Origin of the sequence: Oceanobacillus sp. MO10714A, assembly GCF_037072045.1 — a bacterium.
In the GTDB taxonomy this organism is placed as follows: domain Bacteria; phylum Bacillota; class Bacilli; order Bacillales; family Amphibacillaceae; genus Oceanobacillus; species Oceanobacillus indicireducens.
Window position 1 is genome coordinate 1 of record NZ_JAXHDC010000031.1, and the last position, 20,629, is coordinate 20,629.

Genomic DNA, 20,629 nt, shown 5'->3' on the forward strand with positions numbered 1-20,629 from the left:
TTAGCAATAAATGTAGTTGCGGAAGTGGTGGGAAGAAATTATAATAAGATGGTGTATGTCGATGCAATTATAATTGCAATGAATATAGAGGTGTAGAAATGGAATTTAATATAGGCCCGCGAATGTTGAAGACTGGTATTGCAGTAACATTAACCCTTGTTATCACAAGTATGCTACAATTAGAACTCGAATTAGTAGCAGCTATTGCTGCAGTCTTAGCAATGCAACCATCCATCATGCGATCCTTCACGTACTTTAAAGAAGTAGTAATCGCGAACTCCGTAGCTGTTATCTTTTCTTTAATCGGGATCTTTCTGCTTGGTAACCACCCTCTATCAGTAGGGGCCGTAGTTATTATATCTATTGCGATTAACGTTCGCCTGGGCTTAAATAAGACAGTCAGTTTAACCGTGTTAACGATTATCACAATCATGCTGCAAAGTGCTGAGGGAATAAATGTCCCCTTTATTATTAACCGGGTATCCCTTGTTGTGATTGGAGTCGTATCTGCATTTATTGTAAATGCACTTGTCTTCCCACCCAATCACCAAAAGTTACTCTTTAACCGGATCCAAGATGCGGTTGATCAGACACTTTTTTTACTACGCGTGATACCAAATAAAACGATGAGTGTTCCAACCCTTAAAACAGAAGACAGGGAAATTGAAAAGAAGATAACGAAAATCAAGGACTATTTTGATATCCTTGTCGAGGAACGCAGCCGCCTATTTATCCGGAACAAGATTCATTTTCTGCGGAGTATTGTCATCTATAAACATATGATTCATGTTTTGGAGAAACAATATACACTCATTACTCAACTGGAGAAAAATATAGAAGAAATTGAAGCGATGAGCAGTGGGAAAAGTCATGTCATTAAAAAATTAATCAATGAGATAACAAACTACAGCGAGAACATCTTTTTACTATATCAAAATAAAATTGTCCTTGATCGTGACCTGCAACGGGAAACGAAAAATGCGATGCGGCTGACAATCAATAATTTGATTGAAGAGCTGCAAGGTTCTGGTTTTGACAAATGGACATACGTCTTCCCAGTAGCAAACAGTCTTATCGAATTATTTGCTGAACTTGATAAACTTGAAAAGTTCGTCCGTAAAAAAGAAAATCAACCAATAGATGCCTAGTTTAGAGACTGCTGCCACCTAGTTTCTGAACTAGGTTTTTTCTTTATGAAAAATGAAACATTTTGCTCTTCAAATTCGTATAAACAGGGGAGCAGAAAGTACTTATCAAGAGCTGTAAAGAGCGCCTTAGCTTACTTTCTGTTATCATTAGTAATGATAAAGATAAATAAGAGAGGGAGGGTTACATTGGATAAACAACCACGTACATTAACGCCGGAACAAATGGCAAAAATGAAGAAAATGGGGAAGTTTTTCGGCTGGATATTTGGAATCTTGTTAGTGGTAGGACTTCTATTTTTACTTACATTTAATTGGATTACCGACTATATATGGCTTGATAACTTAGGATTCGGTAGCGTATTTACAACTATTCTTGGAAGTAAAATGACACTGATTGTAGTAGGATTCGTCCTCTTCTTTATTGCGTCTTTCCTTACATTGCAGTGGATTCGCAGTTCTTACATCAATCATTTCCATGAAAGCCAGTTACCGCCATTTCTTGCGGAGAAAAAATTAAGCCGCTTAATTATCGTCGGTACGTCTTTCTTTGTTGGAATTTTAGGAAGTTCTGTCGTCCAAGGACTTGGATGGGAACCGCTGCTAAAATTTTTACAGCATGAAAAATTTGGAATAACCGACCCGCATTTTAATATGGACATTTCTTTCTATATGTTCGTCTTACCATTCTTGGAGTTTATCGTCTATTTAATCTTAACATTGGCGATCTTAGCTCTTCTAACTGTGATTGGGGCTTATTCTGTATTCCACATGTACCGCTTAAGTAAACGGGCCCAGCTCCATATAGGAGTTACAATCGGACTTGTAGGATTGATGGTGGCAGCGATTCATTTTCTGCAGCCATACCACACCTTACTATCAAACCAGGTGAATATATTCCAGACGAGTGTCGTATATGGTTTAAGCTATACCGATGAACTTATTAACATACCGAAAGCATATATTCTAGCGGGAGTTGCAATAATTGCGGCAGTATGGACAATTATTTCCTTATACCGTGGCAAAATTAAATCAGCAATTATACCAATCGCTGCTTATGTCGTCGTATTGATTGTGGGGCAGGGTGCATCGATGATTGTGCAGAGCTTCGTCGTTTCACCAAATGAATTCCAAAGAGAATCACCGTATTTGGAACGTAACTTGGAATTTACTCGAGCAGCTTATGATTTAGATGAGATAAAGGAAGAAGAGCACCCGGGAAATTATTCACTTGATGAGGCGATGGTAGAGAGGAATTCACTTACCATTGACAACATCCGAATTAACGACTCGCGGCCACTTTTAGATATCTATAATCAAATCCAAACGTTCCGGACCTATTATCGTTTTAATGATATTGATATTGACCGGTATGAAATTGATGGTGATTATCAGCAAGTGTTTATTGGAGCCCGTGAATTGAGTACGGAAGATTTACCAGAACAAGCCCAAACATGGGTGAACAGGAACCTCCGTTATACACACGGTTACGGGATTGCGATGAGTCATGTTAATGAAATTACGTCCCAAGGTCAGCCACAATATTTACAGAGAAATATTCCTGTTGAAGGAACGATTGATGTAACTCGTCCACAAATTTATTTCGGGGAAGAAGAGTATAACGACGTGATCGTTAATACGAAAGTGGATGAATTCGATTATCCATCCGGAGACGAGAATGTTTCCACCCGTTATGAAGAAGAAGCTGGGATTCAGTTGACCGGTCTCAATCGATTATTATTTGCCATTGATCAAGGGTCCTTCCGCTTCTTGGTATCCGATCAATTGGATTCGGAAAGTAGACTACTGAAGACCCGTAATATTATGGACCGTGTTCAAAAGATTGCTCCATTCTTTGAATATGATTCTGACCCATATATCTTTATTAGAGATGATGGAAGCTTAGCGTGGATGATGGATGTCTATTTAATCGCTGAGAACTATCCTTACTCCGAACAATTTAGCGGAGACAGCAACTACATCCGTAACTCGGTCAAGGTTGTTGTTGATGCATATACCGGGGAAGTTGATTTTTATATTGTTGAACCAGATGAGCCGCTCGTGAAGACATATCAGACGATTTTCCCTGATCTTTTCACAGAAGAGATTCCAGAAGATGTTCAGCGTCACTTCCGTTACCCGGAAACATTATTTAAAGTACAGTCGGAAATGTATGGTACATACCATATGTCGAACTTAGAAGTGTTTTATAACCGTGAAGACTTCTGGCAATTCGCTACAGAGAATTATTTCGACTCTGATGTTGTCATTGAACCGTATTATATTACGATGAAATTACCGGAATATGAAGAGGAAGAATTCATTCTTATGGTTCCATACACTCCTAGAAATAGGCAGAATATGATCGCCTGGATGGGAGTTCGGAATGATGGGGAGCATTACGGTGAATTATTCGTCTACACCTTCCCGAAACAGCGAAATATTTATGGACCGCAGCAAATTGAGAACCGAATTAATCAGGACAGTACGATTTCTCAACAGCTGAACTTATGGTCTCAAGGTGGTTCGGAAGTTATTCGCGGAAACTTGATTGCGATACCGATAGAGGACACGATTATGTATGTTGAACCGATTTATATCGAATCGTCCAATGAGACATCTCTACCGGAAGTTAAACAAATCATCGTCGCTTATGAGGATCATATTGTAATGGAGACGACTCTTGAACGTGCAATGGAATCACTCTTTGAATTAATGGATCCAGATGCAGGAACACCTCCAGCTACAGATGACGGTGACCCTGAAGAACTGCCAGAGGATGAGGACTCAATGCCATCCATCCCGCTTGAAGGAGCAGAAATGATTCTTGAGCAATTCTCTACATTATTTGATGATTACCAAGAAGCATTATCTAGTGGAGATTGGGAAGAGGCTGGAAGAATTATGGCTGAGATTGAAGAAATACTCGCTACAATGGAATAAAATAATATGTATTGTTCAATCTAAGACGGCGCAGGTAATCCCTGCCCGTCTTTTTGATTGCGTAAAAACTATTTTCTCTTTATTAAAAGATAGCTCTTTAATTAAGAGAATATTATAAGCATAATTTTCAAAAAAAGGTGGCAAGATAAACACATATAGAGGTGAAATAATGAGGAAAGCTATTGCTTTATCTTTGTTTCTTTTAATAATCCCAATTGTTCCTACAGTCGAAGCCTACAACAAATCAGAATGTGAAAAAGCACTGATATCCTTGATGTTTGATGCCATTTATAAAGCAGTTTATGAAAACTACGATATCAAAGACGTTGAATTCGAAAACGAGAAGATTTTACACCTGAAAATGACTGGCGGATTAACCTTTGATATTACTGTGCAGATTTCTACGTTTATTGGAGCGCACAATACAATCGGTACGGATACATTACAATTTAAACGGGAGATTGATGGACTAAAATTAGTTAGTTATGACCATAAACCGTCGAAAGATAAAGATGAAATATTAAAGTGGTACCTTAACAAATAGAAACTATCCTTATCTAAATGTGTATTCCAGTGTTCTTGCGGTTTTGTGGCAGATTGTAACTATAATCCAGCTATCAATTTCAAAAAGGTATTCCGGTCCGTTTTCGTTAGCTATTAAAAGTAGCGATAAGTCAAGAAACCCCGATTCAAGCAATCTATAAGGGGGTAAGTGATGGGAGTAGTTCGTATAATAATGTATATTCATCGAGAATCTGGACATCCTAGTCTGGTGTAAAGGTAGTTGTTAAAAATAAACTATCAAATAGCAGTACCAGAGAGGTGTAAAGATGAATATTTCTTACAAAAAGCTAGGAATTGTCAGCTTATATATTGCTATCTTCCTAGTGGTTGTATCGATGTTGGTGACGGAAGAAGATGTCCATACAAAGGCAGCGAACACCCAACACGAAAATGGGGAAATGATACAGGAACAAATCGGACAGAGAGAAACAGCCCTATCAGAAAAAGAATTACAACATAGACAAGCACCAGTTACGTATATTTCAAGTGACAGTATTGAAGCACCACAATCATTAGAAGATGCAATCGATTTGGAAGCATATCCTACGGTCCAGGTCGTTGCGACAGGCTATACGGCAGGTTATGAATCAACTGGAAAAACCGAAACGCATCCAGAATACGGAATCACCTTTTCAGGGGTTACGGTAAAAAGGGATTTATATTCAACGATTGCAGCAGACTTAGATGTATTTCCAATCGGTACGATTCTCTTTATCCCGTCCTATGGATATGGTGTGGTAGCGGATAAAGGTAGTGCAATCCAAGGAAATAAAATCGATTTGTATTATGATACAGTCGATGATGTATTTAAGGAGTGGGGGAAACAAAAACTTGACGTTTATGTGATTGAAATGGGGAACGGCGAGTTAACGGAAGAAGCCCTCGCAGAACTTAATGAAGATGAAGCTCTCCAGGTATTTCGCTCAGAATTTACAGGAGAATAATAAAAAAATCCAGAGAGGAATTAAATTTCCTTTCTGGTTTTTTTTAAATAAACCAAGGATGGACAACAAACGCAACAATAATTCCTGTTATTGCGCCGAAGAAAACTTCAATCGGTTCGTGTCCTAATAATTCTTTTAAATCTTCTCGTCTTTCTTTATCCTCTTTCTTATTCCAGTCCCTGACATCTTCAAAAATAGTTTGCAAGTCGTTCATCAACCGATTGAGTACGACTGCATGTTTTCCTGCATGACGCCGAATGCCAGATGCGTCATACATCGTAATCACACTAAATACACAAGCGACTGCAAAAATGGTTGAGGTAACTCCTTCGACAATACCTACCGCGGTCGTAAGCGATGTTACTGCTGCCGAATGACTGCTCGGCATTCCACCTGTACTGAATGCGATTCGGAAAGAGAGCTCTCTTGCAACAATTAATTTAATCGGTATTTTTATAAATTGCGCAAAGACAATTGCAATTAAAGCAGCCCATAACGGAAAATTTGAAAAGATTTCCATTGCCTATTTCTTCCTTCCTGATCGTTGCCAACGTTCATTTAAGTTTACCATAACGGTATAACATCGTAAACAAAGCAATACAGATGGAAGTAATTAACCCAACTTTCGAAGTTTGAAACAGTGGATTACTAGCGCGAGTAGTTTTTACATATAATCACCATTTAGTTGCCCGCGGAAATGTGTCTGAACTGCGGACTCTGAGGGGATAGTGGCACCACGCTGAATAAAAGTAATCAGTAGTTCAGTTAAATGCCTTGATTTTTTAAGATGTGAAGGCTTAGGCTCTTTCTTTAATCCAGTTTGCAGGTACACGCTTAACAAGCTGAACCATAAAGAAAGCAGCGACAAAGGAAAGGATCGTATCCTTAATTAAAAAGGGAACCATTCCGACCCAGGCGATAAGATAGGAAATCTCAAGATTAAGCCACGTATTCATCGCGAGATACATGTAAGATACTCCAATAACATAATTCAAAATGAGACCGGCGAAAGCACCTAAAGAATAACCAATCATCGATTCTTTATGAAACTTCTCGCTAATCCAGCCGGAAACATAGGCGATAAATACAAAAGAAATAATAAAGCCACCTGTTGGACTGATTAAAGCAAAAGGTCCACCTTGTAATCCGGCGAAAATCGGCACCCCGCTCGCTCCGACAAGAATATATGTAATAATAGCAAAAGCACCAAGTCGTTTACCGAGCATAAATCCTGCCAAAATTGCAAAAAATGTTTGTAAAGAAAGTGGCACACTCGCTCCGCCAATTGGTATCGCCAGAAACGGAAACCAAACCGTAATATTTGCCCCTATCGCCATTAAACAAACGAACATTGCCCCAAATGTTAAATCAATTGATCTAATTCTGCTCATGAAAATTCCCCCTTGTAATGATAGTACGAGGAAATTAAAATTTTGTCAACTTTAATTTAATGAGGGTGACAATGTGGAAGAGCATCCCAGAAGTATGAGATGCTCTTTATCAATTTAATTATGCAGTTTCTAGTGCAATTTCAATCATTTCATTGAACGTTGTTTGACGTTCTTCTGCAGTTGTTTCTTCACCAGTTAGGATATGATCGGAAACGGTAAGAATGGATAGAGCGTGTCTGTTAAATTTAGCTGCGAGCGTGTATAAAGCTGTCGTCTCCATTTCCACCGCAAGTACTTTATAGGCTGCAAGTAATTCATGTACGGACTTGGCATTCTCGCGATAGAAGCTGTCACTTGTAAATACATTCCCGACTCGTACCGGCAAATTCTTATCCGACGCGGCATCATAAGCACTTTTTAATAGATCGAAATCTGCAAGGGGAGCATAGAAAATGTCTCCGAAGATAAGCTTGTTAACCTGGGAATCAGTTGTTGCGCCTTGGGCAAGGATGACATCTCTAACTTGCACATTTTCCTGTAGTGCTCCACAGCTTCCAACCCGAATTAAATTCTTCACACCATATTCACTTATCAATTCATTGACATAGATGGAAATGGACGGAACACCCATCCCAGTACCTTGGACAGAAATATCTTTACCTTTATATTTCCCAGTGTAACCGTACATGCCACGAACCTCATTATAAAGCTTAGCATCTTCTAAAAAAGTCTCGGCAATGTATTTTGCACGCAATGGATCTCCTGGAAGTAATATTGTTTCCGCTATTTCGCCTTTTTCTGCACCGATATGTACACTCATGAATATGCCTCCTTAAACTATCTTAAATTAAAGGTATCACACTAAAAGATGAATGACAAATGACAAATAACAAACATTTTTATAAAAAATGATAGCCGTTTCACTGGTTATTAGTTTAAAAGTAGCGAGGAATTGTTTATAATGGGGATGAGGGTTATATTGTAACAATAGTTATGGTAAATTGATGGAAGGGAAGCGATAAATATGGAAACAAAAAACTTTACAATAACCGCTGAATCAGGAGTACATGCACGTCCAGCTACATTATTAGTGAACAAGGCGGGACAGTACAGTTCAGATATTCAAATTACGTATAAGGATAAAAAAGTAAACTTGAAATCAATCATGGGTGTTATGTCCCTTGGTATCCCACGCGGTGCGGAAGTGGAAATATCTGCTGATGGTAATGATGCAGAAGAAGCAATTGAAGGTATTACTTCAGTTATTAAAGAACATTTAGGAGAGTAAGTAAGGAGCGAAACGTGGACATTTCTATTATTTTTGTAATCCACAGCATCTTTATCTTAAAATTTCCTCAGGAAAGAAAAAGGAAGCAAGAGAATGTCTCTAGCTTCCTTTTATAATTTTAAAGTATACTTCTTGTTCAAGACGCTCGAGCGTCTGTAAGGCCAGTCGGTTGTATGCACTGTCTTCTTCATTCAGCTTATTCCGATATGTTGCAATTGCTTGTTCCAACGACGCAGCATATTCCGGTACCTCACCATTAAATGGATGGACAGCCGGCTTTTTAACATTCATCTTCTCACGAAAGGCAAGTGCTTTCCGTTCATGAAAAAAGACATCTTTCGTTTCATACATATTATGTAGATCGCCTTGGAGCGGATGCTTATGGACAGCGAGTACTTCAATCAGGTACATGTCACCACGATCTTCCTTTACTTCGCCGATATACGTTCCTAACCTATAATGCGCTTTTGCAATTTCCCCAATCTTCACTTTCCCCATTTTTACAACCTCCCTTTAATTATTGTGCCAAATTCGTGAACTTTTTGCGAATAATTACCCCTTATTGTCTATTAAAAGTTAATTTTGCTATACTAATAAGTAAGGATGTGATGAAAGATGGATTTCTTCTATTTTCCAAGTGATAAATCCGAATTGATCATTCCGATACTCACTCTATTTCTTTTTATCGGACTAGCATTTGTTGCGGTGTACTTTATGGTGCGACGCTCGAAGAAGGAAGAAGAGAGGTTTGAAGAAGATTATAAAGAACGGATAGAGGAAGTAGAAAAAGAGTTGAAAGAATAATTAGCTGCTACAATCCAACGTTTAAAACTTTGCATTTTTTGGGATACTACAACTAGTAACCTAAAGGAGAAGCGATATGCGTTGGATTTTTTATTTGTTTTTAATTTTCTTAGCTGCTTGCACGTCTAATGATGATGAAACGTTGAAAGAAGTGGCCATGTTGAATGTGGATGGTGATAAGCTTGGAACCGCAACTTTGACCGAAGACTCTGAAGGAGTAAGTATTAAACTCAAATTAGAAGGGGTGAGTCCTGGATGGCACGGGATTCACGTACATGAATATGCAAAATGCGAACCACCAGACTTTACAAGTGCCGGGAATCACTATAACCCCGAAGATAAAGAGCATGGATTAATGAACCCAAAAGGCCCCCACCTTGGTGATCTCCCAAATGTCGAGGCAAATGGAGATGGTAAGATCGATGAGGAGATCAAGTTGCTGGACGCGACGCTATTAGATGGAAAAAACTCATTGATTCGGGAGGAGGGAACTTCTTTAGTTCTCCATGACGGTCCGGACGACGGGTATACCCAGCCAAGTGGAGATTCCGGAGAGCGTATTGCTTGCGGAAAAATTACTCCCAAGTAGCTAAGTCAAGAAAGAAAGCGCCCGAATAGGCGCTTTTTCTAATTTTTCACGCATTAACGGTCTGTAATACCCCCACCTCTAAATAGGAGGGATGCCCAACATGTGAAGCTGGGGGATATACAGTCCGTAAATCCCTGATTCTGTTCAACTAACATTCAGTGGCGGAGGTAAGGAAACCCCCACTGAATGAAGTTTCACTTTATCTTATCTTCTTTTTTCTACTGCTTTAATTATTCGATTAACGGCTTCTTCCAGTGTAGAACGTGGGCAACCCATGTTCAGGCGCATGAATTGACTACCTTCTTCTCCGTAATCAATGCCTGCATTTAATCCGACCTTTGCTTCGTTTATGAAAAATTCTCGAATACCTTTTGCATCAAACCCAAGTCCACTGCAATCAATCCAAAGGAGGTATGTACCTTCCGTTTTCACTACTTTCAGTTCTGGAGCATGTTTTTCAAAGCTTTCTTTCACATATTGATAATGGCTTTCTAATAGAGCGGTTAATTCATCGACCCATGTAGCGCCGTGTGTATAAGCAGCTTGCATCGCAATTTGCCCCATTGTGTTTAATTGATTGTTGAAACCCTGTTTATTAAAGGCCTCATCTAATTTCCCTCTAACATCCAGATTGGGTGTCACGCAGTAAGACGCGGCTAGTCCAGGTACGTTAAAGGTTTTTGATGGAGCCATGCATGTGATCGTCTGATTAGCAATATCTTCAGATAGCGAGGCAATTGGAATATGCCTAAATCCGGGATAGGTGAGATCACCATGAATCTCGTCAGAAATAATCAGCACATCATGTTTCACGCATAATTTAGCCATTTCCTCCAGTTCTTCTTTCTTCCAAACCCTTCCAACCGGATTATGCGGTGAACAGAGGATGAACGCTTTTACATCTTTAAGCTTAGCTTCAAAATCAGTAAAATCAATTGTGTAATAATTATCTTCAAAAACGAGAGGATTTTTAACAATTGTCCGGTTATGTGCCTTAATAACATTGTAAAAGGGTGGATAGACGGGTGTCTGAATTAATATTCCGTCTTCCGGTTTAGTAAATGCTTGAATAGCCATATGTAGGGAGGTAACGACCCCATTGCTGAAAGATAACCATTCTGGCTGAATATTCCATTGGTGTCTTTCCTTATTCCAACGAACAACTGTATCTTTTAATTCATCGTCTGCAAGCGTATAACCATAGATTCCATGGCGTGCTCGTTCCATTAATGCTTCATTTACTTCTTTAGGCGCTTTAAAGTCCATGTCAGCAACCCACATTGGAATAACGTCAGTTGACCCGAAGAGTGTTTCTGCCATATCCCATTTTACGGATTTTGTATTTTTCCGGTCAATGTTTAGATCAAAATTTCCCATCAAACTACCTCCTCACAGTGTTATAGTTAATTATAGCAAAAAAAAAAGCAAAGCGATATACGCTCTGCTTACAGGGGGAATACGAGAAAGTCTTACGGTAATAGTATTACCCCACCTATTAAATTATAAACACATAAACTAAAATATTTTTAAAAAACTCAACTTTAACAGTTTGAAGCAGTTAGATATTCCTCTGTAATCAAGTTAACCCGCGGATTATTATCATTCAGCGTAAGTGCTAATTTTTTCTGACTTCTCCGGGGAAAGACCTGAGTTGGAACACTTATAACCATGAAGTCTCGTTTTATAATCTTTCTTCTAATTTAGCTTTTTCATCTTCGAATCCAGGTTTCCCGAGTAGGGCGAACATATTCTTTTTGTATGCCTCAACACCCGGCTGGTCGAATGGATTGACGCCGAGCAGATAACCGCTGATGGCACATGCTTTCTCAAAGAAATAAACGAGATAGCCGAATGTATATGCATCAAGTCTTGGGACTTCAACGATCAAGTTAGGTACGTCACCGTCTGTGTGGGCGAGCATTGTTCCTTGCAATGCTTTCTCATTGATTTCATGTAATGTTTTTCCAGCAAGATAGTTTAATCCATCTGCATCGTTTTCCGCCTCTTCAAGCGTTAATTCTTTTCTTGATTCATGAACGCGAAGAACCGTTTCGAAAATATTTCTTCTTCCTTCTTGGATATACTGTCCAAGAGAATGCAGGTCTGTTGTAAAGTTGGCAGAAGAAGGATAAATTCCTTTCAAGTCTTTCCCTTCACTTTCACCAAAGAGCTGTTTCCACCATTCGGCGAAATATTGCAAGCTTGGCTCATAGTTGATGAGAAGCTCCGTCACTTTTCCTTTATTATATAAAATATTACGGATCGCTGCATACTGGTAGCTCGGATTCTCTTTTAAGTCAGGAGTTGCAAGATCATCCATCGCTTGTTTTGCACCATTCATCATATCGTCTGTATTAATGCCGCTAACTGCGATTGGAAGTAGTCCAACGGCGGTAAGGACAGAGTATCTGCCGCCAACATCATCCGGAATGACGAAAGTTTCGTACCCAGCTTCGTCTGCTACACCTTTAAGCGCACCTTTTTCTTTATCTGTCGTTGCAAAGATACGGTTTTTCGCTTCTTCCATTCCATACTTTTCTTCTAAGTATTTCTTGAAAATCCGGAAGGCAACAGCAGGTTCCGTTGTTGTTCCACTCTTAGAGATTACGTTGATGGAAAAGTCTTTGTCTTTTAAGAGATCAAATAATTCCGCAGTATAGGTTGAGCTCAGATGGTGCCCAACAAAAATAATTTGAGGTACTTTTCTATCATCTTTGGAAAGTAAGTTTTGGAAAGAATGATTCAACATCTCGAGAGCAGCACGAGCACCAAGATAGGAACCGCCAATTCCAATTACGAGTAAAATATCGGAATGCTCACGGATTTTCTCCGCTGCCTGTTTAATTCTTGCATATTCCTCTTTATCATAGTTCTTCGGTAAATCGACCCAACCGAGGAAGTCACTTCCTTGTCCTGTTTTCTCATGGACAAGCTCATGGGCCTTATCGACAAATGGTTGCATATGATGAAGTTCTTCTTCAGAGAAGAATGGTAGTGCTTTATCATAGGTTAGTGTAACTTTTGTCATATGTATTCTCCTTTTTTATTCGGATTTATTAGTTTAACTTTACGGGATTTACTTTTAGAAATCAAGAAGAAGAGACCGTCGTGGCGGATGTTCATTGTTTTGTCATAAAAAAATGTTCCTTTAAGTATTACTTAAAGGAACATTTCCAGCAAGGGCAATTTCGCCTTTGTTTATTACTTATTCTCTGATTGTTTTATCCATTCTTGTAGCTTGTCTTTTAATGTGTTAAATCCTGTAGTAGAATCATTTGATACTGTTTGATTGTTAGTGGAGGTTTTTGCTTGAGTTTCTTTCTTTGGCGCTTCTTCTGTAGCCCGAATGGATAGGGATACTTTGTTTTCCGCTTCATTTACTTCAAGAATTTTCACTTTCACTTCATCGCCAATTTTAAGATGATCATTAATATCATTTACAAATCCATGTGTAATTTCTGATATATGAACCAACCCTTGTGTCTCTTCATCCAACTGGACAAAGGCACCATATGGCTGGATTCCTGTTACCTTACCATCCACAATTTGACCTTTTTCTAGACTTTTATTCATGCCGAACAACTCCTATTATTTAATTCAACTCTATTCTTTTCACACAATTATCCATTTTAACATAAAAATATGATTCTAGCAAAAATCATAGAGTGTACGGGTTGTTCTGAAAAAGTGAAACTTCATTCAGTAGGGAATCCTTACCGGTGTATTACAGACCGTTAATACGTGGTAAAAGTTTATGAATAAACCAATTCATCTCGTGACTTCGGTCGTGAGAGGTTCAATTGATTGATTCTAACTCTTGCTTAATGCTTTCATAAACATCGTGCCAAAACTCGGTATTGTCACGGAAGGATTTACCGATGAACGTATACATTTCTTTCGCTTTATCCTCATGATCTGGCGCGTCTTTTGGTGGTAGAGCAGCGCGGGATTCGTCGACAAAATCTTGAAGTTTTGCAGCCCGAGGTCCCCATTTCGCGACTTCTTCACCAGCTTCATTAATGAAAATAAAGATTGGAATGGATCGGGCTGTTCCATTCGTTAAGTATTGATCCATTAATTCTAAATTATCATCACGGAGTAACATCCGTACTTCCAGATTCGCTTTTTCAGATATTCGTAATAGGATTGGAACATTCAGCATGGCATCTCCACACCAGTCTTCCGTTAAGACGATTGCTCGTAATTTCTTACTGGCAATTTTTTCAAAAAATGCTTCGTCTTCAGGTAAATTGAAGTTATCATAAATATGTAGGAGACCATCCTTGTTCTGCTTCATGCTCTCAATATAATCATCCGCTTGCATTGCTTGTTCGAACCATTGATTTAAAGTCATCGATACCCGTCCTTTCATGATTAGTCGCTTAAATTTTACCGATATCCACGCTTTAAGTAAACAAATTTGCCTTCTTTTGTTAAAATAGAATACAACTAAATGAATCAACCCTCCCAGTTTGCTTTCATTCAGCGTAAGTGTTTTGTGCATTCATTTTATTGGCGTTCTAATTATCGTTCAGTTGCCCGGCGGACGGATGCTTTCCACGGGCACGGCCTCAGCCTCGACGCACAGGACGTGCTAATGCAGACGTTGCCACAGGACGTGGCGTTCTTAGTCTGCCTCGGAAGAAGTTCGCTTCCTGCGGGGTCTTCGGACTCGTGCTTTTCCCGTAGGAGTCACCGTCCGCCGGGCAACTGAACTGGTCTAAAGGATTATTTTAAAAAGAAATTATTCCGTTATGATAAGGATTGTACTTCTGGAATATTAAACAGTAATCCAAATTACGTCTATCCTCGGAGCAGTCCAGACACCTCGAGACTCCAGCAGGAGGATAGGCATAGGTGAGACCCCGCAGGGCGACAGCCCGAGGAGGCTCACCAGCCGCCTGCGGAAAGCGAGAGGTGTCTGGACTGCGGACCTCCAGAGACAGTTGCACTTACGCTGAATGAAAGTGTTGATTTTTCAGGTATGGGTTGGGTAAATGATGATTAGGAGGAATTAAATGACAACGTTCAATCAAGATTTTCTGATGGAATTATTAAATACCGCTTCCCCTTCCGGTATGGAGATGGATATTCAACGGAAATGGATGGCATACGTTAAAGAATTTGCTGATGAGGTGCGTACAGATAACGCTGGTAACGTGATTGGAATCCTGAACCCGGAAGCCCCGTTTAAAGTACTGCTGGCAGGACATAGTGATGAAATCGCCCTTGTCATCAACCGGATCGATGAACAAGGATATCTGCATTTTGACAAGGTGGGTGGAATCAATCCAAAGGCAGCAGTCGGAATGCGAGTCGATGTTTTTGGATACAATGGCAAAGTTACCGGTGTTATTGGAGTGAATGCCCAGCATCACGGTGGCTTAAAAGATGATTTCACTTTAGCGGATTTATTTATCGACTGTGGTTATAAAACAAAAGAAGAGGCAGAAAACGTTGTCCAAATTGGCGACCTCTGTGTATATAAGACAGAACCGGAAATCTTGCAGGACCGGTATATTGCCGGAAGAGGACTTGATAACCGGACAGGATCTTTCATCGTTGCAGAAGTTTTGAAACGCCTTGCGGATAAAAATATTCAAGTCGGAGTATATGCGGTGAGCACAGTAAATGAAGAAACAAATATGGGTGGTGCCTATTTTGCTGCAGCAGGAATTGAACCGACAATGGCAATTGCTTGTGATGTGACTTTTGCAACAGATTATCCTGGCGTGAATAAGAATAAATATGGAGATATTAAGCTTGAAGGCGGCCCAGTACTTGCAAAAGGTGCACCGATTAATATTAAAATAAACCAGCTTCTGGAAAAAGCGGCAGCAGATTTACAGCTGAACGTACAATATGAGCTGACTCCAAGGCATACAGGAACAGATGCAGATCGAATGCGCTTGACCGGAAAAGGTGTCCCTGTTTCCCTTGTTTCCCTGCCATTACGTTACATGCATTCTCCGGTGGAAACGACAAGTATTAAAGATATGGAAGAAGAAATTACCTTGCTTGTAGAGATGATTTCAAACCTTTCGGGTGACGAGAGCTTAAACCCACTTGACTAAAGGTGAAATAGTTTAGTGGCGGATAGACCTACCAATTAAAAAAGGTATGAGGAGAGTCTCACTAAATTGGTTAAAAATAGTGACCAAATACAGGAGAAAAGGCCTTGTTTTCTTAAACTTAGAAAACAAAGGCCTTTTTCTTATGTATCAGCTAGGTCAAATCTATCGTTTTTCTGTGCGCTATTCTTTGAAAATCTCTATTTGCAGTACTTTTTCCATGAATTATAGAAAAAATACCATTAATTCTATTAAATCTTCCTGTTTTCTATCAAAAGACCCATGAAGAGAAAGAGGAAAATATAATGCATATCTATTAATTTTGAGGATTCAGTAAAATAGCGACATAATTCGACAATTTATTGTTGCTAAACCTACTATACTAGGGTTAACACCTAGAATTTACCTGTCGCTAATTTCTGGGGAAATCGACAAGTTTGAAAAAAAGAGGAGGTTGATTTAATAAAACGTCGAAACTCCGGAAAGAAATTTTAAAAAAGGGAGGAAAAATCTTTGAGAGTTAAGCGCAAAAGACGAACGAAAGCTTTCAGTATTGCAGCAATTGTAGTCATGATCGTATCACTCATCCTGCCGGGTGCCGGACTTGCGCAATCAAAAGGCGAAGTTAGCCATTCGATGAACGATTCGCGTGAGCTTCAAGAACAGAAAGTGAATGAGCGTCTATTGGAGAGTTTCAAAGATGATGAGTTTGTTACTTTTCTAGTCAAGTTTACAGATAAGGCTGCAGTAGAAGATGTAGCGAAAAAGATGAGAGAAGATGCGGCAAAATCAAATCTATCACTTAGTCAAGCAGAGCATATGCAACGATCAGCTGTAATTGCTGAATTAAAAGAAACTTCCTTTGCATCACAGCAGCACGTGACAGAGTATATTGAACAGGAAATTGAAAACGGAAATGCCAAGGATTTTGTTTCCTATCATATTGTGAACGGCATGGCAGTCACAGCTACGAAAGAGGTTGCAGAAAAAATCGCTACTTTTTCTGAAGTGGAAAAATTACTGCCAAATGAAGTTCGACAGTTGAACACAACGGTATCGGAAAGAGCGGAAAAAGAGGAAGCAGAACTTGCGAATGTCGAATGGAACATTGAACGGGTCGGTGCTCCAGCTGCTTGGGAAATGGGGATCGATGGAACAGGCATGGTTGTGGCGAGCATTGACTCTGGCGTTCAGTGGGACCACCCAGCATTGAAAGAAAAGTACCGCGGTTATGATGCAAGCACGGGTGATGCGGATCACACGTATAGCTGGTTTGATGCTACGGCCGGAGAGGATACCCCGTACGATGATGACGGACATGGTACACATGTAACCGGTACAATGGTCGGGTCTGAGCCGGATGGTTCGAACCAAGTTGGAGTCGCTCCTGGTGCGAAGTGGATTGCTGTTAAGGCATTTACGGCAGCGGGTGGAACGGATACAGATTTACTTGCTGCAGCTGAGTGGATTATGGCTCCAGGCGGAGATGTCTCGCAAGCTCCTGATGTAGTGAATAACTCTTGGAGTGGTGGTTCGGGAATGGATGAATGGTACCGGGATGTTGTCATTGCCTGGCGCGCGGCAAATATTTTTCCTGAATTCTCAGCTGGTAATGTAACATTAACTAACCCAGGTGGACCAGGTTCGGTTGCTAACCCGGCAAACTACCCGGAATCTTTTGCGACAGGCGCAACGGATGTTAATGATGATTTAGCGAATTTCTCTTTACAAGGACCATCTCCTTATGACGAGATTAAGCCTGATATTTCAGCGCCAGGGGTGAATATTCGCTCAAGTGTACCTGGCAGTGGGTATGAAGGTGGTTGGAATGGAACTTCGATGGCAGGACCAGCCGTTTCAGGAGCTGTAGCGTTAATAAAACAAGCAAATGCGAATCTGACAGTTGATGAAATCGAGGAAATTCTATCTACTACGGCAACACCATTAACGGACGATACATTCCCTGAGTCACCGAATAACGGATATGGACACGGACTACTGGATGCATATGAAGCAGTATCTTCCGTTGTTTCCGGACTAGGTGTCATTGATGGGGCTGTAAGTAAAGATGGAGAGGATACAGAAGCACCAACTTATAGTCATGATGCCCCTGAAGTGATATATGCGGGTATGGATCTTGATGTAACAATTACTGCAGAAGATAATATAAGTGTAACCTCTGTAGAAGTTGTCTATGAGGATAACCGAATCAAAGCAAAGCGGGTATCAGGAGATCATTTGTCAGGTGAGTACACGGTAACTGTTCCAGGTGAGGATATTGAAGAGGGAACATTTGAGTATCACTTTGAAATCAATGATTTCGGAAATAATTCAGTAACAACAGATTCCTACAGTGTAACGGTAGAACCAGGAATTACAGTAGGTTATTTTGAGGATTTTGAAAAGGCACCTAGCGGATGGACGGTATTCGGAGAAAATAGCAGTTGGGAACACGGAATTCCAACTTCTGGGCCGGGTGAAGCCTTTTCCGGTGAAAATGTGTATGCAACAAATTTAAGCGGAAACTATAATAACTATGAAAATTCAACATTAGTCATGCCACCGATTGATTTACCTGAAGGAGAAGCATATTTACAATACAGTCAGTGGTACAATCTCGAGAATAACTGGGATTACGGGCATGTGTATATTTCTAGTGATATGGAAAACTGGGAACAGTTAGAGCGAATCACCAATGTTTCCGATGGCTGGATTGAGTCGGAAATTGATCTATCTGATTATAGCGGGGAAAGAGTTTATATCGGATTTAATCTGACTTCTGACATCAGCATTGCCCGAGATGGTTGGTATATTGATGATGTTGGGCTTGCTGATACGTCAAGAGGTGAGTCAGCACAAGCGCCGAACATCGGAATGAATTCTTCCGCTGGATTATTGTTAGGTCTTAATAGTATCGGAATGAAGAAGGCTCCAATTGATCCCGATAAATTAAAACCAGCATTTCCAGATGAAAAAGAATCGGTTAAAGAAGATGCAATTACACCTGCCGCTTTACCATTAGCTGCGACAGTAAGCGTGCTTGAAAGCGGAAGGTCAGTGAATACGAATCCTGCAGATGGGTCCTTCTCTATCACTCATGCTGCTGGTGACTTCACCGTAGTTGCAGAAAGTTATGGTTACCATCCTGCAGAAGAAAATGTAACAGTCGAGGCAGATGAATCAACAACAGTTAACTTTACTCTAGAAGAACAAGATGAATACACCATTTCAGGTACGGTAACAGATGAAGTAACTGGTGAAGGAATTGCAGACGCTACACTTCTAATTGTAGAAGATGCGAATGTGGAAGCCGTTACGACAGATGAAAATGGTGCCTTTACGATCACTGCTTATGAAGGCGTATATACGCTAAAAGTACTAGCTCGTGGCTATCATGGAGCAGAAGTAGAAGCTGACTTTACTTCTGATGGTACGGTTAATATTGAATTAGAACCTTTCTACACCGTTCCGGGCGGAGAGATTGGCTATGATGATGGAACAGCGGAAAACGCTCGTGCATTCTATGATGCTGGTAATGGCTGGGCAGTTCGTATGTCCCTTGATGAAGGACAAGAATCGGCAATTGTAACGGATGGGGTTTTCCAATTCCATGATGACGATTGGCCAGTTCCAGGAGGTACGGAATTTGCCGTTGAGGTATGGGATGCAAGTGGGCCGGATGGCACTCCAGGTGAGCGAATTGCTGGCCCAGTTGAAGCAGAGGCAATTCGGAGTCTGGATGAGTGGACGGTTGTTGACTTAAGTGAACATGCGATTCAAGTAAATGGTGATTTCTATATGGTCTATATTCAACGAGATGTGAATACAAATGCACCGGGCCTAGCAACAGATGAAAACGGACCAAATGCTGAAAGAAGCTTCCAATATGTAGGCGGTGCATGGAATCAATCCCCGGCAGATGAAGGGAACTATATGATCCGTGCCAGAGTAAACTACGAGGTGGAAGAAGCGGTCATTACGTCTCCTGAAGATGGACTAATCACGAATGAAACAGAAGTTACGGTAGAAGGTACTGCTTCACCGACTACCTTCATTAAATTAGTGAATAATGGAGAAGAAGTAGATACTGTAGAAGTTGGAGATGACGGTAAGTTTGCAATTCCTGCAACGCTTGCGGAAGGTGATAATGAATTAGTTGCAGTTACCGTACTGGATGATACAGAAATTATGGAATCCGAACCTGTAGCAGTTGTCTTGGATACAGAAGCACCAGCACTGACCATCGACAATCCCGAAGACGGTGAGAAAACAAATCGTGAAACCGTAACGGTAGAAGGGACAGTTGAGGATGCTAATCTTGATTATGTCGAGGTAAACGGACAGCGCGCTAAGATTGATGATGGGAATTATTCTCTGCGAATTATTCTTGATGAAGGGATAAATGACATTGAAGTTATAGCGGCCGACTTGGCGGGCAATTCAACGTCTGAAGCTGTATCATTGGATGTCGACTTCACACCTCCTGCAATCGAGAATCTGACACCTGAAGAAGATGTGTACTTGGGTGCAGGGGAAAGCGTGAAGTTCGAATTTGATAGTGAGCCTGGCTTAAAGTCCACATTTGTCGTCCATATGCCGCTCACGAATGTGAATTCCAATCCGACTGAATTACCGATGATGGAAACATCTGAAGGACATTATGTCGGCTACTGGACAGCAACAAGCAATGTTGTTGCAGAAGGAGCAGTTATCGAAGTAATCGCAGTCGATGATTATGGGAATGAAACAAGAGCTCAAACAGACGGGAAACTATTTATTAATACAGATGAATGATGGAAAAGGTGCGGCGATCTTGCCGCACCTTCTTTCTTTGCTTGAGCACGTCTCTTGCAATTTATGAAAAATGTAGTATACTTATCATTAGTAATT

Annotated in this window: 17 protein-coding genes; 9 read left to right on the plus strand and 8 right to left on the minus strand. The window is 40.3% G+C overall.

What is annotated here, in order from left to right:
- Nucleotides 1–98: 98 nt before the first annotated feature.
- The 4 genes from SPD53_RS13925 to SPD53_RS13940 all read left to right on the plus strand — a co-directional run bounded on the left by SPD53_RS13925 (nucleotide 99) and on the right by SPD53_RS13940 (nucleotide 5,596).
- A complete protein-coding gene (locus SPD53_RS13925) occupies nucleotides 99–1,148 on the plus strand; it encodes an FUSC family protein (protein WP_336252936.1) in 1,050 nt (349 codons plus the stop codon).
- A 186-nt stretch (nucleotides 1,149–1,334) separates the two neighbouring features.
- Nucleotides 1,335–4,088, plus strand: a complete 2,754-nt coding sequence (locus SPD53_RS13930) for a UPF0182 family membrane protein (protein ID WP_336252937.1) — start codon at nucleotides 1,335–1,337, stop codon at nucleotides 4,086–4,088.
- Nucleotides 4,089–4,257: 169 nt separating this feature from the next.
- Nucleotides 4,258–4,632 carry a DUF3888 domain-containing protein gene (locus SPD53_RS13935; RefSeq protein ID WP_336252938.1) on the plus strand — a complete coding sequence of 125 codons (375 nt, stop codon included), beginning with the start codon at nucleotides 4,258–4,260 and terminating at the stop codon, nucleotides 4,630–4,632.
- 286 nt (nucleotides 4,633–4,918) lie between these two features.
- Nucleotides 4,919–5,596, plus strand: coding sequence for a 3D domain-containing protein (locus SPD53_RS13940; RefSeq protein WP_229782579.1), 678 nt, complete (start codon nucleotides 4,919–4,921; stop codon nucleotides 5,594–5,596).
- 43 nt (nucleotides 5,597–5,639) lie between these two features.
- Here SPD53_RS13940 and SPD53_RS13945 read toward each other — a convergent pair whose 3' ends face one another.
- The 3 genes from SPD53_RS13945 to deoD all read right to left on the minus strand — a co-directional run bounded on the left by SPD53_RS13945 (nucleotide 5,640) and on the right by deoD (nucleotide 7,807).
- Nucleotides 5,640–6,116 carry a divergent PAP2 family protein gene (locus SPD53_RS13945; protein ID WP_156855590.1) on the minus strand — a complete coding sequence of 159 codons (477 nt, stop codon included), beginning with the start codon at nucleotides 6,114–6,116 and terminating at the stop codon, nucleotides 5,640–5,642.
- Between the two features lie 277 nt (nucleotides 6,117–6,393).
- The gene (locus SPD53_RS13950) at nucleotides 6,394–6,987 is read right to left on the minus strand and encodes a biotin transporter BioY (RefSeq protein ID WP_336252939.1); all 594 of its coding nucleotides are present in this window, start codon (nucleotides 6,985–6,987) and stop codon (nucleotides 6,394–6,396) included.
- Nucleotides 6,988–7,105: 118 nt separating this feature from the next.
- Nucleotides 7,106–7,807: a purine-nucleoside phosphorylase gene (gene deoD / locus SPD53_RS13955; protein WP_336252940.1), complete on the minus strand. Its 702-nt coding sequence runs from the start codon at nucleotides 7,805–7,807 to the stop codon at nucleotides 7,106–7,108.
- Nucleotides 7,808–8,011: 204 nt separating this feature from the next.
- Between deoD and SPD53_RS13960 the strand changes: the two genes are divergently transcribed.
- A complete protein-coding gene (locus tag SPD53_RS13960) occupies nucleotides 8,012–8,275 on the plus strand; it encodes a phosphocarrier protein HPr (protein WP_156855587.1) in 264 nt (87 codons plus the stop codon).
- A 99-nt stretch (nucleotides 8,276–8,374) separates the two neighbouring features.
- Here SPD53_RS13960 and SPD53_RS13965 read toward each other — a convergent pair whose 3' ends face one another.
- Nucleotides 8,375–8,773 carry a kinase-associated lipoprotein B gene (locus tag SPD53_RS13965; protein WP_336252941.1) on the minus strand — a complete coding sequence of 133 codons (399 nt, stop codon included), beginning with the start codon at nucleotides 8,771–8,773 and terminating at the stop codon, nucleotides 8,375–8,377.
- A 117-nt stretch (nucleotides 8,774–8,890) separates the two neighbouring features.
- Between SPD53_RS13965 and SPD53_RS13970 the strand changes: the two genes are divergently transcribed.
- On the plus strand, nucleotides 8,891–9,079 hold the full coding sequence (locus SPD53_RS13970) for a hypothetical protein (protein ID WP_156855585.1): 189 nt from the start codon (nucleotides 8,891–8,893) through the stop codon (nucleotides 9,077–9,079).
- A 76-nt stretch (nucleotides 9,080–9,155) separates the two neighbouring features.
- A complete protein-coding gene (locus SPD53_RS13975) occupies nucleotides 9,156–9,668 on the plus strand; it encodes a superoxide dismutase family protein (protein WP_336252942.1) in 513 nt (170 codons plus the stop codon).
- A gap of 204 nt (nucleotides 9,669–9,872) precedes the next feature.
- Here the strand turns inward: SPD53_RS13975 and SPD53_RS13980 are convergent, their stop codons facing one another.
- From SPD53_RS13980 to SPD53_RS13995, 4 genes are all read right to left on the minus strand, one after another.
- Nucleotides 9,873–11,045 carry a MalY/PatB family protein gene (locus SPD53_RS13980; protein WP_188856323.1) on the minus strand — a complete coding sequence of 391 codons (1,173 nt, stop codon included), beginning with the start codon at nucleotides 11,043–11,045 and terminating at the stop codon, nucleotides 9,873–9,875.
- Nucleotides 11,046–11,349: 304 nt separating this feature from the next.
- Nucleotides 11,350–12,696, minus strand: a complete 1,347-nt coding sequence (locus SPD53_RS13985; protein ID WP_188856324.1) for a glucose-6-phosphate isomerase — start codon at nucleotides 12,694–12,696, stop codon at nucleotides 11,350–11,352.
- Nucleotides 12,697–12,869: 173 nt separating this feature from the next.
- Nucleotides 12,870–13,241 carry a S1 domain-containing post-transcriptional regulator GSP13 gene (gene yugI / locus SPD53_RS13990; protein WP_188856325.1) on the minus strand — a complete coding sequence of 124 codons (372 nt, stop codon included), beginning with the start codon at nucleotides 13,239–13,241 and terminating at the stop codon, nucleotides 12,870–12,872.
- A gap of 223 nt (nucleotides 13,242–13,464) precedes the next feature.
- A complete protein-coding gene (locus SPD53_RS13995) occupies nucleotides 13,465–14,022 on the minus strand; it encodes a thioredoxin family protein (protein WP_188856326.1) in 558 nt (185 codons plus the stop codon).
- 664 nt (nucleotides 14,023–14,686) lie between these two features.
- Here SPD53_RS13995 and SPD53_RS14000 point away from each other — a divergent pair.
- Both SPD53_RS14000 and SPD53_RS14005 read left to right on the plus strand, forming a co-directional pair.
- The gene (locus tag SPD53_RS14000) at nucleotides 14,687–15,742 is read left to right on the plus strand and encodes a M20/M25/M40 family metallo-hydrolase (RefSeq protein ID WP_188856327.1); all 1,056 of its coding nucleotides are present in this window, start codon (nucleotides 14,687–14,689) and stop codon (nucleotides 15,740–15,742) included.
- 510 nt (nucleotides 15,743–16,252) lie between these two features.
- On the plus strand, nucleotides 16,253–20,533 hold the full coding sequence (locus SPD53_RS14005; RefSeq protein WP_336252943.1) for a S8 family serine peptidase: 4,281 nt from the start codon (nucleotides 16,253–16,255) through the stop codon (nucleotides 20,531–20,533).
- Nucleotides 20,534–20,629: the final 96 nt, after the last annotated feature.

Bases quoted from the DNA above. Each gene is read 5' to 3' on its own strand.
- SPD53_RS13925 (WP_336252936.1), top strand. From the start codon at position 99: ATGGAATTTAATATAGGCCCGCGAATGTTGAAGACTGGTATTGCAGTA.
- SPD53_RS13935 (WP_336252938.1), top strand. From the start codon at position 4,258: ATGAGGAAAGCTATTGCTTTATCTTTGTTTCTTTTAATAATCCCAATT.
- SPD53_RS13940 (WP_229782579.1), top strand. From the start codon at position 4,919: ATGAATATTTCTTACAAAAAGCTAGGAATTGTCAGCTTATATATTGCT.
- SPD53_RS13945 (WP_156855590.1), bottom strand. From the start codon at position 6,116: ATGGAAATCTTTTCAAATTTTCCGTTATGGGCTGCTTTAATTGCAATT.
- SPD53_RS13950 (WP_336252939.1), bottom strand. From the start codon at position 6,987: ATGAGCAGAATTAGATCAATTGATTTAACATTTGGGGCAATGTTCGTT.
- deoD (WP_336252940.1), bottom strand. From the start codon at position 7,807: ATGAGTGTACATATCGGTGCAGAAAAAGGCGAAATAGCGGAAACAATA.
- SPD53_RS13960 (WP_156855587.1), top strand. From the start codon at position 8,012: ATGGAAACAAAAAACTTTACAATAACCGCTGAATCAGGAGTACATGCA.
- SPD53_RS13965 (WP_336252941.1), bottom strand. From the start codon at position 8,773: ATGGGGAAAGTGAAGATTGGGGAAATTGCAAAAGCGCATTATAGGTTA.
- SPD53_RS13970 (WP_156855585.1), top strand. From the start codon at position 8,891: ATGGATTTCTTCTATTTTCCAAGTGATAAATCCGAATTGATCATTCCG.
- SPD53_RS13975 (WP_336252942.1), top strand. From the start codon at position 9,156: ATGCGTTGGATTTTTTATTTGTTTTTAATTTTCTTAGCTGCTTGCACG.
- SPD53_RS13980 (WP_188856323.1), bottom strand. From the start codon at position 11,045: ATGGGAAATTTTGATCTAAACATTGACCGGAAAAATACAAAATCCGTA.
- SPD53_RS13985 (WP_188856324.1), bottom strand. From the start codon at position 12,696: ATGACAAAAGTTACACTAACCTATGATAAAGCACTACCATTCTTCTCT.
- yugI (WP_188856325.1), bottom strand. From the start codon at position 13,241: ATGAATAAAAGTCTAGAAAAAGGTCAAATTGTGGATGGTAAGGTAACA.
- SPD53_RS13995 (WP_188856326.1), bottom strand. From the start codon at position 14,022: ATGACTTTAAATCAATGGTTCGAACAAGCAATGCAAGCGGATGATTAT.
- SPD53_RS14000 (WP_188856327.1), top strand. From the start codon at position 14,687: ATGACAACGTTCAATCAAGATTTTCTGATGGAATTATTAAATACCGCT.